11 protein-coding genes and 1 pseudogene are annotated in these 14,670 nt (G+C 46.4%); all 12 read left to right on the top strand.

The genetic code is table 11. The features are described from left to right. Positions 1-140: 140 nt before the first annotated feature. The 12 genes and pseudogenes from thrS to glnA all read left to right on the top strand — a co-directional run bounded on the left by thrS (position 141) and on the right by glnA (position 14,663). The gene (gene thrS / locus BLS69_RS14760; protein WP_091014697.1) at positions 141-2,078 is read left to right on the top strand and encodes a threonine--tRNA ligase; all 1,938 of its coding nucleotides are present in this window, start codon (positions 141-143) and stop codon (positions 2,076-2,078) included. A 511-nt stretch (positions 2,079-2,589) separates the two neighbouring features. Beyond that, positions 2,590-3,045: pseudogene (locus tag BLS69_RS32950) on the top strand (3D domain-containing protein); the annotation flags it as partial. 111 nt (positions 3,046-3,156) lie between these two features. Beyond that, entirely contained in the window at positions 3,157-3,372 is a 216-nt protein-coding gene (locus tag BLS69_RS14750; protein ID WP_036610057.1) for a hypothetical protein, read from the top strand. 198 nt (positions 3,373-3,570) lie between these two features. Continuing rightward, a complete protein-coding gene (gene liaF, locus BLS69_RS14745; protein WP_091032724.1) occupies positions 3,571-4,599 on the top strand; it encodes a cell wall-active antibiotics response protein LiaF in 1,029 nt (342 codons plus the stop codon). Positions 4,600-4,602: 3 nt separating this feature from the next. Further along, the gene (locus BLS69_RS14740; protein WP_091032721.1) at positions 4,603-5,628 is read left to right on the top strand and encodes a HAMP domain-containing sensor histidine kinase; all 1,026 of its coding nucleotides are present in this window, start codon (positions 4,603-4,605) and stop codon (positions 5,626-5,628) included. 18 nt (positions 5,629-5,646) lie between these two features. Further along, positions 5,647-6,309, top strand: coding sequence for a response regulator (locus BLS69_RS14735; RefSeq protein ID WP_017689597.1), 663 nt, complete (start codon positions 5,647-5,649; stop codon positions 6,307-6,309). A 148-nt stretch (positions 6,310-6,457) separates the two neighbouring features. After that, positions 6,458-8,122: a S1C family serine protease gene (locus BLS69_RS14730; RefSeq protein WP_091032719.1), complete on the top strand. Its 1,665-nt coding sequence runs from the start codon at positions 6,458-6,460 to the stop codon at positions 8,120-8,122. A 172-nt stretch (positions 8,123-8,294) separates the two neighbouring features. After that, complete coding sequence (locus BLS69_RS14725) at positions 8,295-8,984, top strand: response regulator transcription factor (RefSeq protein ID WP_091014684.1); 690 nt, start codon at positions 8,295-8,297, stop codon at positions 8,982-8,984. A 1-nt stretch (position 8,985) separates the two neighbouring features. Further along, positions 8,986-10,446 carry a sensor histidine kinase gene (locus BLS69_RS14720; protein ID WP_091032716.1) on the top strand — a complete coding sequence of 487 codons (1,461 nt, stop codon included), beginning with the start codon at positions 8,986-8,988 and terminating at the stop codon, positions 10,444-10,446. A 67-nt stretch (positions 10,447-10,513) separates the two neighbouring features. Beyond that, positions 10,514-11,467, top strand: coding sequence for a 4-hydroxy-3-methylbut-2-enyl diphosphate reductase (locus tag BLS69_RS14715; protein ID WP_091032713.1), 954 nt, complete (start codon positions 10,514-10,516; stop codon positions 11,465-11,467). A 293-nt stretch (positions 11,468-11,760) separates the two neighbouring features. Beyond that, positions 11,761-12,825, top strand: a complete 1,065-nt coding sequence (aroF, locus tag BLS69_RS14710) for a 3-deoxy-7-phosphoheptulonate synthase (RefSeq protein WP_036610039.1) — start codon at positions 11,761-11,763, stop codon at positions 12,823-12,825. Positions 12,826-13,238: 413 nt separating this feature from the next. Continuing rightward, on the top strand, positions 13,239-14,663 hold the full coding sequence (glnA, locus tag BLS69_RS14705) for a type I glutamate--ammonia ligase (RefSeq protein ID WP_074094318.1): 1,425 nt from the start codon (positions 13,239-13,241) through the stop codon (positions 14,661-14,663). The last annotated feature ends 7 nt before the right edge of the window (positions 14,664-14,670 follow it).

Raw genomic sequence — 14,670 nt, 5'->3', positions numbered from 1 at the left:
AACCACGAGTATATATCACTCGTCCCTTTGCCGGGACGGGTGTTTTTTGCGTTCCTTTGCAAAATGACTGGAATAGCAATAGATAATCAGTCCATAAATATCTGGACACGAAGGTTACATTAACAGGAGGAATGAGACAAATGGCAGTGAACATTAAACTACCGGATGGTTCGGTACGTGAGTACGCGGATGGCAGCACCATTGAAGACGTAGCCGCTTCGATTAGCAGCGGATTGCGCAAAAATGCCGTAGCCGGCAAGCTGGATGGTATCGTGGTGGACTTGTCCACAACACTTCATGAGGGAGCATTGGTGGAGATCGTAACTCTGGATTCACCAGAAGGACTTGAAGTGATGCGTCATAGTACAGCTCACTTGATGGCTCAAGCAGTGAAACGTTTATATGGTAACAAAGAGGTACGCCTCGGTATCGGCCCTGTCATTGAAGATGGTTTCTACTATGATATGGACCTCGAACATGCGCTCAATCCTGAAGATCTGCAAAAGATCGAGAAGGAAATGGAACGTATTGTGAACGAGAACTTGCCAATTGTACGTAAGGAAGTTAGCCGCGAGGACGCGATCAAAACGTTCGAAGAAGTGGGCGATCCTTACAAACTTGAGTTGATTCGTGATTTACCAGCGGACAGTGTGATCACGATTTATGAGCAAGGTGAATTCTTCGACTTGTGTCGTGGCCCTCACGTACCATCAACTAGCAAAATCAAAGTGTTCAAACTGATGAATGTCGCGGGTGCTTACTGGCGTGGAGATAGCAAAAACAAAATGCTTCAACGTATCTATGGTACGGCTTTTGTGAAAAAAGCACAGCTGGACGAGCATCTGCACTTCCTCGAAGAAGCTCGCAAACGGGATCACCGCAAGTTGGGTAAAGAGCTGGAAATGTTCACATTCTCCCAACTGGTCGGTCAAGGCCTGCCAATCTGGTTGCCTAACGGTGCGAAGCTGCGCCGTACTCTGGAGCGTTATATTGTGGATCTGGAAGAAAGCCTTGGATATCAACATGTATACACACCGGTTCTGGGTAACGTGGAATTGTACAAAACATCTGGACACTGGGAGCACTACCAGGAAGATATGTTCCCGAAAATGGTTATGGATAATGAGGAACTTGTTCTCCGTCCAATGAACTGTCCTCACCATATGATGGTGTACAAGTCCAGTATGCACAGCTACCGTGATCTGCCAATCCGGATTGCCGAGCTTGGAATGATGCACCGTTATGAAATGTCGGGGGCATTAACAGGTCTGCACCGTGTACGTGCAATGACACTGAATGACTCACACATTTTTGCACGCCCGGATCAGATCAAAGAAGAGTTTGCTCGTGTTATCGAGTTGATTCAAACCGTGTACAAGGATTTCGGTATTAACGAATACCGTTTCCGTCTGTCCTATCGTGATCCGAAGGATACCGAGAAATACTTCCAGAACGACGAGATGTGGGAAATGTCCCAACGCATGCTGCGTGAAGTTGTGGAAGAGCTTGACCTTCCATTCTATGAAGCAGAAGGTGAAGCAGCGTTCTACGGTCCGAAGCTGGATGTTCAGATCAAAACAGCTCTGGGCAAAGAAGAGACATTGTCTACGGTTCAACTGGACTTCCTGTTGCCTGAGCGCTTTGAACTTGAATATGTGGGAGATGACGGACAGAAACATCGTCCGGTCGTTATTCACCGCGGTGTAATTAGTACAATGGAACGTTTCACAGCATTCTTGCTGGAGAACTTTGCAGGAGCTTTCCCGCTGTGGTTGTCTCCGGTTCAGGCAAAAGTAATCCCGGTATCCGGAAACTTCGACGATTATGCGCGTGAAGTGGAAGCAAAGCTGAAACGTGCGGGAATCTCTGCTGAAGCTGATCTGCGGAATGAGAAGCTTGGATATAAAATCCGTGAGGCGCAGCTTGAGAAAATGCCTTATATGTTTGTTGTTGGTGAGAATGAGCGCAATGCAGAAGCAGTATCTGTGCGTAAGCGTGGAGAAGGCGATCTGGGCATGAAACCGGTCGATGAAATTATCGCTCAATTGAAAGAAGAAATTGCAACACGTTTGGTATAAATGAACAAATGATCTATCAGATAACCAGTGCATAAGTTGCGCTGATCACTCTGCATAACGCCTGGATAACATGGGATTGACTATGTTATTCAGGCGTTTTTTCGTAGTGTTTGCAGTAAAAAGTATAGATTAATTGCTTTTTGGAAAACCTTTGCAGTGAGGGGGAGGTTATACAATGAAAAAGCAATTCTCAATTCAAAAGAAACATATACGGGGTTTATTGGTTGGCTGTGTGATATTCGCCGGGATGATGATTAACCTGAATCAGGCGGATGCCTATACATTTGAAGAGGAAAGTACAGTACTGCATGTCGAGAGTCAGAGCAGCAGCAGTGAAGGTCCGATTATTGAAACTTCGAGCAAGTCTTATCAAGAATTTCCAGAACAGGTCAGCCATCAATACAGCGATGAGGCCCAGCTGACCACCATGGTGTATATGGCATTATTGTGGTCACCACAACCAATGGTCATTCCAAGGCCTGAGCTTCCAGAAAAACAAGTGGCGGATCCGTCTATGCCGGTGCTTGCTCCGCGTTCTGAACAAATCCTGGGTACACAAAAGGTTACAGCAACGGGATATACGGCAGGAGTGGAGTCTACAGGAAAAGGGCCTAAACATCCTCAATACGGAATTACGTATTCCGGTGTCAAAGTACGTCGTGATAAAGAAACAGTTTCCACGATTGCAGCTGATCCAAAATTGTTCCCGATGGGTTCCATTCTGTATATTCCGGGTTATGGATACGGTATTGTTGCAGATACTGGTTCGGCGATCAAAGGTAATAAAATCGATCTGTATTTCCCGACAACCAAGCAAGTGTACAAAGAGTGGGGCAAAAAGGATGTGGAGGTACAGGTGATCAGGCAAGGCGCTGGAAAGTGTACAGAAAAGATGCTCAGCGAGTTGGCCGATGCGATCGATGTGTACAAATCTGTACCGGATTCCTGGCTGGACAAGGCCATTTAATTTCACATGTGAACATGAATAACAGAAGTGCTCTCTCCACATAATATTGACTGGGGACGAACCCCGCGGTGCAGCAATGCATCGTAAATATGAAGAGAGAGGTGATTCGTTGTGGCTAAGAAATCACAAGGGTACCAAACGCCAAACGAGAAGTACAATGCAGAGTTTGGAGAAGAGAATGCAGCAGCAAAAGTGAAGCAATCCGCTCAAAACAAAGTACAAGATAATTTCCAAACACCTGATGAAAAATACAATGCCGAGTTCGGTGTAGAAAACACAGGCCAAACTGGCCAAGGTCAAGGCAAAGCATCAAAATACAAAAAATAATTGAAGATTCATTAATCTAATGATGATTCAGCACCCTGGAGCAGCAGCTCCGGGGTGTTTTACATATGCGAAGTTTTTTACATTAATATCCTCTCATCTCAGTCTCGAGACCGAGATGAATTCCATCTGCCGCCGCTGTTCTCATTGTCTTGTCTGAGTTACACTGGATACATAATACAGACAAAGGAGACATGAGCGATGAAACGATCGACGCGTGACCGCTGGTGGGTTGGCATACCTCTTATTGCTATTGGTGCGATGATCTTGTTCAGACAATTGGGATATGACATTGATGTAGGATATATTTTCAGAACATATTGGCCGTTATTTCTAATCTGGTGGGGGGTCAAAGGAATCTCCGAGATTCGTCGCAACGGGGGTTACGCCTTTATTGGACCGGTAATTGTACTGGCGATTGGTGGTTACTTTCTTGCCCGTAACCTGGGATGGATTGATTACTCCATGGGTGAGTTCATCCGTTATCTGATTCCGGTTATGCTGATTGGCGGAGGATTGTTTGTACTGATCGGGCCACGACGTCGTGATCGGAAACATCATGACAAGATGCAGCCACCTCCAGCACCTGAGCAACCTTATAAACCGTTGGCTCCGGAGGATCTGGAGATGCCGTCGTCGTTTGACGAACAATTCGAGAAAACATTTGGCAAACCAAAACAGGAACAGAAGAACGATTCACATGGCCCTCATTTCACAGGATCAACGGATTCATCATCACAAGGGCATCAATATAAGAAGAAACATCAATCGTATAACTCTAACGATACCGGATATGGAGAACATTATGGTGATGGCTACGGAAATGGTTATGGGGATTATGGCAGTGGCAATACCATTAACAAATCGGCGTTCATCGGTGATCTGTACATGGGGCAGGAAGTGTTCTCGTTGAAACCAATGAACATCTCGGCTTTTATCGGAGATACTGTAATTGATTTGACCAAGGCACAGATTCCTTATGGGGAGACGAAGATTGTCATTTCTTCATTTATTGGGGATGTGAAAGTATTTGTACCGGAAGATATGGATTTGGGTGTGACGGTGACGACAAATTCCTTCATTGGAGATATGTCACTGTTGAACCAGAAACGCGGCGGATTCCTGAGTAGTGCCCAAGCTGAAACTGCTCATTACCATGAAGCAAGCAAAAAGGTACGGATTATCGTAAGTGTGTTTATCGGAGACGTCAAAGTGAATAAGGTGGGTTAACGCATGATTCGAACAATTCTCAAGGCCAATAAATGGGAACTGATGATGTATTTTGCGCTAACCGGTCTGATTACGCTGGGCGGCTTCTATCTATTGTATGGAGAGGTGTTGATGGGGGCTGGTCGTCAGCGGGCATGGACCTATGTTGCCGTTGTTGTGCTGGCCACCGTTATCACCGGATATATCGCTGCATTACGGCTTCAGCGTAAGATCGACCTGCTAGATCTCAACATGTTGAAAGTTTCCAAGGGTAATCTGGCGGTGCGAATGCCTGAAGCGGATGACGCTTCGTTTGGTCGTGTCTATCAGGAGTTCAATGTCATGATGGATTCGATTGAGAAAAAAATGAGACTGCTTCAGCGCCTCGGTGAGCAGGAAGTCATTGAGAAGGAGCAAGCCTCGGAGCGGGCTGTGCTTGAAGAGCGCAAACGAATGGCAAGGGACCTTCATGACACGGTTAGCCAGCAGCTGTTTGCCATGCATATGTCGGCTTCGTCCTTACCTCGTCTGCTGGAGATGAATCCTGAACATGGCGGAAAAGTACTGGACCAGTTAATCCAGATGTCACATATTGCACAGCGTCAGATGCGAGGACTGATTGCCCAACTTCGACCGGTGGAGCTGGAAGGGCGTGATCTCACCGCAGCACTGGATAGTTGGTTTCCTGATTATTGCAGGCAGAATGGTCTTAAAGGTGTGAAAGAGCTGGAACTGGATGGCGGAATCTCGGATGCCATTGAGCACCAGCTGTTTCTTGTTATTCAGGAGGCGGTTGCCAATGTTGTGAAGCATGCAGAGGCGGGAGTGGTTAGTCTGTCCATACGGGAGAGTGAACATCAGATCAGCATGAGCATCAGCGATGATGGTCAGGGATTTTTGCAGCAAGCGGAGCGTCCGGGTTCATACGGTTTATCTACCATGCGTGAACGGGCGGAGAAGCTTGGGGGGCAAGTTCAGATTATATCAAAGCCGGGAGCGGGAACAACGGTACGGGTATTAATCCCGAAATTTCCGAATGTTTCTGAATGAACCAGAGGGGGAGACGGAATGAGTGGGAAAGTAAACGTAATGATTGTGGATGACCATGATATGGTGCGCATGGGGTTGAAAACGTATCTGATGCTGGAACCTACTTTTCATGTGATGGGAGAAGCGGGCCACGGGCAGGATGCGCTTGATCAGTTGCGTAAGTTAAATGATAGCGAAATGCCGGACCTGATCCTGATGGACCTGATGATGCCGGTAATGAATGGCGCTGAAGCAACAAAAGCCATTATGACTGAATTTCCAGGGATGAAAATTGTGATGCTCACCAGTTTTCTGGAGGATGATCTTGTTGTGCAAGCGATTGAAGCGGGTGCGGTAAGTTATGTACTGAAGACAGTCTCTGCTGAAGAACTGATCTATGCTCTTCAAGGGGCCTATAGAGGCATGCCTGTTATGACAGGTGATGTGTCGCAGGCATTAACCCGGGGAATCAGACAACGTACAGCTAGAGAGAGTGAATCGGGTCTGACTGAACGGGAGAAGGAAGTGCTGCTGCTTATTGCAGAGGGAAAGACCAACAAAGATATCGGAGAAGAATTACATATCAGTATCAAAACCGTCAAAACACATGTGAGTAACCTGCTGATGAAATGTGAGATGGACGATCGTACACAATTGGCCATCTATGCGCATCGTCAGGGTTGGGTGAAAACGAAAGGGTAAAATGCTGTCATGACAGGGAAAAGAGTCTATTCTTACGTGCTTTTATCTCCTTTTTAATTGTTTTTAAGGTACGGTTAAGGTTTAAAGTACAAAATAAGGACAGTTAAAGAATATCTCTTGGGAATAAGAGATTGGGAGGTAGAGAGGCATGGACGAACGCAACTATAGATCGAACCGTCAAGACGAGGAAAACGAAACCAAACAAACGGAGAACCGCAATTCTTCCGGAACGGACGAATCCTCCTATTATTATTCTTATGGACCTTTTCAGTCCGTGAATCAGGAAGATACAGCAAATCACATGGGAAGCAATAATCAGCGTGAAGAAGGAAATGTAGAGATTACAAAACCTGATCCGGTGAGACCCGTACCTACTTACTATAATAGTGAATCATCTGAACAAGCGAAAAGATCATCAGGAGGCGGCGGAAACGGCTCAGGTAACGGTGGAGATCAAGGGAATGGCGGCAAAGGCAACTGGAACTATAATAACCGCAAGCCGCGTTCTTCCGTAAGATCACTTCTATTTTCCTTTATTGCCGGTATGCTGGTCATCACCGTTCTCATGTACACAGCTGACAGAACAAACATGTTCACACCGGAGACGGCACTTACGAACACTGACAATCAAAGTTCAGGACAGGAAGCGTCCACAAACACAGGCGGAGGCAACAATGTGACAGCGTCGTTACTGCCAACAGGCAAAGAAGATGTGTCTTCCGTAGTAACAAGTACAAGTCCGGCTGTCGTCAAAATCGAAACACTCGCGAAGCAGTCCTCACGTACAGGATTGGGTCAGGGTGGATCAAATACAAGTGATCCGTTGTACCAATATTTCTTTGGTAATGGCGGCGGAACGGAAGGCAATCAAGGCCAAAGCCAGCAACCACAAAGCAGTAATCAGCTTGTGCCTATGGGCATTGGTTCCGGGTTCATTTTTGACAAAGAAGGATATATCCTGACGAATCAACACGTTGTTCAGGGTGCAGACGTAATACAGGTAACCCTGGAGAACAACAGCAAACCATATGAAGCTAAACTGCTGGGAAGCAGCTTTGATCTGGATTTGGCTGTATTGAAAATTGAGAAAAACAGTGGTGACGATGCGTTCCCTGTAGCTCCACTGGGTGATTCCAATAGTACTCAAGTCGGTGAGTGGCTTGTAGCTATCGGTAACCCGGAAGGATTTGAACACACGGTTACAGCAGGTGTATTGAGTGCTAAAGAACGTACGATCAGCATTCCAGATGAAGAAACAGGAAAAACACGTGAGTACAGCCATTTGCTGCAAACAGATGCTTCGATTAATCCGGGTAACTCCGGTGGCCCATTGCTTAACCTGAATGGGGAAGTCATCGGAATGAACGTTGCAGTAAGCGCAGATGCACAAGGGATTGGTTTTGCGATCCCGTCGAGCGTCATCTCTGAAGCTGTTAAATATCTTAAAGAGAACAAAGAAGTTCCCAAAGAGCCAGTACCATTTATCGGTGCGTCCCTGATGGCTCTCACGCCTGAAGTTGCTAAACAAATGGGAACAGATGTAACCGAAGGTTCTGTCGTAGCCAGCACGATCTTCCAATCACCGGCTTATCAAGCAGATCTTCGTGCATATGACATCATCACAGGTGCCAACGGTACGCCTTACGCGACAAGTCAAGATCTGATTGATTTCATCAAGAAACAGGAAATCGGCAGTGAAGTGACATTAAACGTGGTGCGTGACGGTAAGAAAATGGATCTGAAAATCAAAATCGGCAACAAAAATGATTTTGATACTTCACAAACAACAGGTACACAACAGCAGCAACCATAAATATCGGGTACGGATTGACAGAACGGAAGGGTTTGAAGGCCCTTCCGTTTTTTTGCCCTGATGGGGTAAGGTTTAATGGACTAATACTGATTGGAGTCCGCCTACTTGAAGATGCAGATTGTGCTTCTGCCTGTTACAATGGGATAAAACGTTAGGATAAAGGAGAAAGACCATGCGCTCAACTATTTTGATTGTGGATGATGACGAAAAAATTGTATCCATGCTCCGCCGGGGGCTGGCTTTTGAAGGATATGAGGTACAGACGGCTTCCAACGGAGCTGAAGGCCTCAGCAAACTGATGGACAAGGAGCCGGACATCGTTGTGCTGGATGTGATGATGCCGCAGATTGACGGATTTGAGGTATGTCGCAGATTGAGAGAAGCAGGCAGTAAAGTGCCTGTGCTGATGCTGACGGCCAAGGATGAAGTGCAGAGCCGCGTGACCGGACTGGACACGGGAGCCGATGACTACCTTGTAAAACCTTTTGCGCTGGAAGAATTATTGGCACGTGTCCGTGCATTGCTGCGCCGCAAGTCTGATAGTGGGGGTACGCCGGACAACCGCTTAATGTATGAAGATATCATTTTGGACAATGACTCACGTGAAGTATTGCGAGATGGGCAGCGTCTGGAGCTGACTGCCAAAGAATTCGAACTGTTGAATCTGTTCATGCAAAATCCAAGACGGGTACTTTCCCGTGATCTGATTATGGATAAAATCTGGGGTTATGATTACAGCGGTGAGTCTAATGTGCTTGAAGTGTACATTGCCATGCTCAGACAGAAGACCGAAGAATACGGTGGCAAGCGTCTAATCCAGACCATCCGGGGAGCCGGCTATATCCTGAGAGGTGACTCCTGATATGTCCATCCGGTTAAGACTAACCGCATGGTATTCTGGCATTTTGGCGGCTGTTCTTATCTTTTGGGGCGTTGTAATTTATGCCTTTGTTTATTTTAACTCCTATCAGGAAGTCGAACAGCAATTGAAGGTGAAGAGTACCCGGATTACGGAGCAGATCGGTGTTAATCCTCTTTCACAGTCGTTGGATCTGGACCCATTTACAGAGAGTCAGCTTCAGGAGGCACAAATCTATATTCAACTCTGGGATTACCAGAGCCGCTCGGGCATAATTTCCGGCAATATGAAGAAATTAGGGATTCAGTTTCCGGTATTAAAAACCAATGAAATTCTTGAAAAGCGTGGCATATCCAAGATCTATGTGGATGGGACACCGTTTCTGGTGAATCAGCTTCCCCTTTCTCTTCAGGGTACCAATGAAGTACGTGGAATTCTTCAGGTTGGTGCGAATGTAAGTTCACAGGAGCGCCTGTTGGAAGCGTTGCTTAATATTTTGGTTTTTGGTTGGCTGGTAGCGATGGCCCTCGCTATTACCTCAGGTCTCGTCTTGGCTCGCAAGTCGATGCGTCCGCTCGTGACTGTCATTGATGCCGCCAATCAGATTCAATCTGGAGATGACTTAAGTGTACGTATTCAATATGCTGGGCCGAAGGATGAGATCGGGCGTCTGATTGAAACGGTGAATAATATGCTTGAACGTACAGAATTGTCATTCCGTGGTTTGGAGGAGACGAATGCTGCCCAGCGCCGCTTTGTATCCGATGCATCGCATGAACTGCGTACGCCGCTGACCACCATTCGCGGGAACGTAGACTTCTTGAAGAAGCTGTGGGATCAGGAGGGAACCGACCGACCGAATCTGGATGAGGAGACTGTCAAACAAATGTCGCTGGAAGCCATTGAAGATATGGCGGACGAGGGAAAACGTATGAGCAGGCTGATCAGCGACATGTTATCGCTGGCGAGAGCGGATACGGGTCAGAAAATTGAACTGAATCCGATCCCGCTGCAGATTCTCGTACAGGAAGTGGCACGCAGAGCACAATTTCTGGATCGTCAGGCAGACTGGCTTCCGGGAGATTTTTCCATCCTTAACGGCATTTATGTGAACGGTAGCAAGGACTATCTGCAACAGATGTTATTTATCTTCATCGAAAATGCATTTAAATACACACCTGAAGGCTCTGTGACGCTGGATGCCGTATTATACAAAGGCCAAGTGGGACTACGCATCAGCGACACCGGTATTGGGATGGATCGGGACGAAGTGCCGTTCATCTTTGATCGCTTCTATCGGGCAGATGAATCCCGCGGGGCTACACCGGGCATAGGTCTGGGACTTTCGATTGCGAAGTGGATTATTGAGGAACATCATGGATCGGTTGAGGTTGTGACCAGACGTGCAGAAGGAACCACCTTTATTATCTGGTTGCCGGTTGTCTTTGCTCCGCCTATCGAATAAAGGTATAATAGACAGGACTGCAATTACATCGGCAACGTTGCCGAGAAAGAAAGCGGGTGGCAACCAAGTGGAAGTACTACGAATTTCGCCGCGGGGATATTGTTACGGCGTTGTGGATGCGATGGTGCTCGCGCGTCAAGCGGCACGCAATCTGGATTTACCACGACCTATTTATATATTGGGTATGATTGTGCATAACCAACATGTGACGGATTCCTTTGAAGATGAAGGCATTATTACATTGGATGGTCCGAACCGGATGGATATTTTGAGCCAAGTGGAGAGTGGCACGATTATTTTCACAGCTCATGGTGTGTCTCCTGAAGTGCGTAAGCTGGCACGGGACAAAGGATTGACAACAGTGGATGCAACATGCCCTGATGTCACCAAGACCCATGATCTCATTCGGGAGAAGACGGCAGAGGGTTATCAGATCATCTATATCGGCAAAAAGAATCACCCTGAACCAGAAGGTGCCGTAGGTGTTGCACCAGATCTCGTTCATCTGATCGAGAAGGAAGAAGAAATCGAAGAACTGAACGTATCTCCGGGCAAAATCCTTATTACGAATCAGACAACGATGAGCCAGTGGGATATCAAACACATTATGAGCCGTCTGCTGGAGAAGTTTCCGGGCGCAGAGATTCATAATGAGATTTGCCTCGCAACTCAGGTTCGTCAGGAAGCTGTTGCTGAACAGGCAGGTCAAGCGGACCTGGTTATCGTGGTGGGTGATCCTCGCAGCAATAACTCTAATCGTCTGGCACAAGTGTCGGAGGAGATCGCCGGGGTTACGGCCTACCGTGTATCCGATGTCTCCGAGATTCAGCAAGAATGGCTGAAAGGTGTAAATAAGGTGGCTGTTACTTCGGGTGCATCAACACCAACACCGATTACGAAGGAAGTCATCCTTTATCTGGAGCAGTATGAACATGACAAGCCGGAGACGTGGGAGATCAAACGTACCGTGAACATGAGCAAACTGCTGCCTCCAGTTCGAGAAAAAACACGTACACCTTAGGCGCAGCTAATGTAAAAGCAGCAAGTCTAAGTGTATGTGAATTGCAAACGAGTTGTGAATGAGAAGAACCCTGTTACGCAGATCCGAATGTCGGAGCCTGTGGAGCAGGGGTCTTTTTGATATAGGGATAAAGAATGTGTACCTTGACGCAATAGGAGAACTATGTTATATTCACTTTAACGGATAAAAGCTTAAAAGCGAACAAGCGTTTAAGCGCGACAGAGTTTTTATATTTAATCAGACGCACATTAAGAAATTATGGTGCTCTCATACAAGGAAGGATGGGAATTAATATGATCGTTATTGCAGGCAAGGCTACGCCAGAGGAACAGATTCAGGATATCGTTGCAGTTATTGAAAAAGAAGGGCTTCAGGTGCATATCTCTCGCGGAGAGGATCGTACTATCATTGGTTTGATTGGAAAAGTTGAACCTAAAATGCAAGAGCATCTTCGCCAAATGAAAGGTGTCGAGAATGTCGTTAAAATCTCGAAGTCCTACAAATTGGCAAGCCGCGACTTCCATCCGGAAGATACGGTGATCTCCATCAAAGGTGTAGATATCGGCGGAAAAGAACTTGTTGTCATGGGCGGACCATGTGCGGTTGAATCCGCTGCCCAGATTGATGAGATTGCCGGGCTTGTGAAAGCTGCTGGTGGGCAAGTGTTACGTGGAGGTGCATTTAAGCCGCGTACGGGTCCTTACAGTTTCCAGGGAACGGGCGTAGAGGGATTGATCATGATGGCAGAAGCAGGCAAGAAACATGATCTGCTGACCATTACAGAAGTCATGACACCTGAGTATGTGGATATTTGCGCCGAGTACGCCGATATTCTGCAAGTAGGTACACGTAACATGCAGAACTTTGATCTGCTCCGCAAATTGGGTGAGTGTGGCAAACCGGTATTGTTGAAACGTGGCTTCAGTGCGACATACGATGAATTGTTGAATGCGGCTGAGTACATTCTTGCGGGTGGTAACCCAAATGTCATGCTGTGTGAGCGTGGTATTCGTACGTTTGAATCCTACACACGGAATACGCTGGATCTGTCAGCGATCCCTGTTCTGCAGTCTCTGAGCCATTTGCCGGTTATTTCTGACCCAAGTCATGGTACTGGACGACGTGAACTAGTGGAGCCGATGACAAAAGCTTCCGTTGCTGCGGGCGCCAATGGACTGATCATTGAAATGCATACCGATCCGGATAACTCCATGACAGGAGATGGTGTGCAGTCCTTGTTCCCTGACCAATTCGCCAACCTGTTGCAGGATCTGGAGAAATTGGCACCAATCGTGGGTAAATCATTCAGCACAGCCAAACAACCGGCAGAATTTTTCCCGGCACGTGTAGGCGTATAATAAGAATTTCATAGTCAAGGTCTGGATCATCATCCGGGCATCTCCTCCGATCTCGTTCATTGCAACGGAATCAGATAGATGCTCGGTTTTTTGCATATTTTGCAGTTTTGAACGTATTTATTAATCAATAGTGATAAGAAACATTTATGATGTGAAGTTTTTTCCATGATTTAGGTTAAAATAGAGGTCGCTTTACCGCATTAAACCAGTTAAATGTATATGAAACTAGTTGTTATATGAATTTATGTTATTTATAAAGTGTGAGTATATCTAACATCCCTTCAAAAAATACCTTACATAAGTATTGACGATGTCATGTTTTAAAATTTATAATGACGACAGAAAAAAATTCGAATTTAGACATTTTCTTAGTGGGGTTGTTTAATGTTCGGAATATTTGGGAGGACGAATACATGTCGGTTGAAAACGTATTGAAATCAATTCAAGAGAACAACATCGAGTGGGTAGATTTTCGTTTTGTAGATTTAGCTGGTCGTGCACATCACATCTCGTTGCCAGCTTCGGCTGTTGATGCAGACACGTTCGTAAATGGAGTAGCTTTTGACGGTTCTTCTATCCAAGGTTTCCGCGGAATTGAAGAGTCCGATATGGTTATGATGCCAGACCCTGAAGCGACTTATGTCGATCCGTTCACTGCACACCCTACATTGAATGTTATGTGTGATATCTTCACTCCGGATGGCGAGCGTTATGAGCGTGACCCACGCAGCATCGCTGTTAAAGCAGAAGCTTATTTGCAAGAGAGCGGTGTAGGTACAGCGGCATTCTTCGCACCTGAATCCGAGTTCTTCATCTTCGACGATGTACGTTATGAGAGCGGCACGAACAGCTCTTCTTACTATGTAGATTCTGAAGAAGCTTCATGGAACACTAACCGCAAAGAAGAAGGCGGAAACCTGGGCTTCAAAGTTCGCACTAAAGGTGGATATGTTCCAGTAGCGCCAGTGGATACACAACAAGATATTCGTAGCGAAATGTGTCGCCTTTTGGAAGAAGCAGGCCTGTCGATTGAGCGTCATCACCATGAAGTGGCGACAGCGGGTCAAGCTGAAATCAACTTCCGTTTTGATACACTGAAGAAAACAGCAGATAACCTGCTTGCATACAAATACATCGTGCACAACACTGCACGTCAATATGGTAAAGTAGCAACTTTCATGCCAAAACCATTGTTCGGTGATAATGGTAGCGGAATGCACGTTCACCAATCCATCTTTGATGGCGATTCCCCATTGTTCTATGACAAAGCGGGATATGCTAACCTGAGTGAAATGGCACTGCACTACATCGGAGGTATCTTGTACCATGCTCCGGCACTGATCGCTTTGACTAACCCTAGTACAAACTCATTCAAACGTCTTGTACCTGGTTACGAAGCACCAGTTAACCTGGTTTACTCCAAAGGTAACCGTTCCGCAGCAGTTCGTATTCCGGTTGCAGCTGTGACACCAAAAGGTTGTCGTATCGAGTTCCGTACACCAGACTCCACAGCTAACCCATACTTGGCATTCTCCGCAATGTTGATGGCTGGTCTGGATGGAATCAAACGCAAAATCAACCCAACTGAGCTTGGATATGGTCCGCTCGATAAAAACATCTATGACCTGTCTGATGCAGATAAAGAAAACATCCGCAGTGTGCCAGCTTCTCTCGAAGAAGCACTTGATGCATTGGCAGCTGATAACGAGTTCTTGACTGAAGGCGGCGTATTCACAAAAGAATTCATTGAAAACTACATCAACCTCAAACGTGATGAAGCAAAAGCAGTAGCGATCCGCATTCATCCGCACGAGTACAGCCTCTACTTCGACTGCTAATCGGTTG

Origin of the sequence: Paenibacillus sp. CF095, assembly GCF_900101225.1 — a bacterium.
Taxonomy (GTDB): domain Bacteria; phylum Bacillota; class Bacilli; order Paenibacillales; family Paenibacillaceae; genus Paenibacillus.
This window is presented reverse-complemented; position numbering and strand designations above follow the sequence as displayed.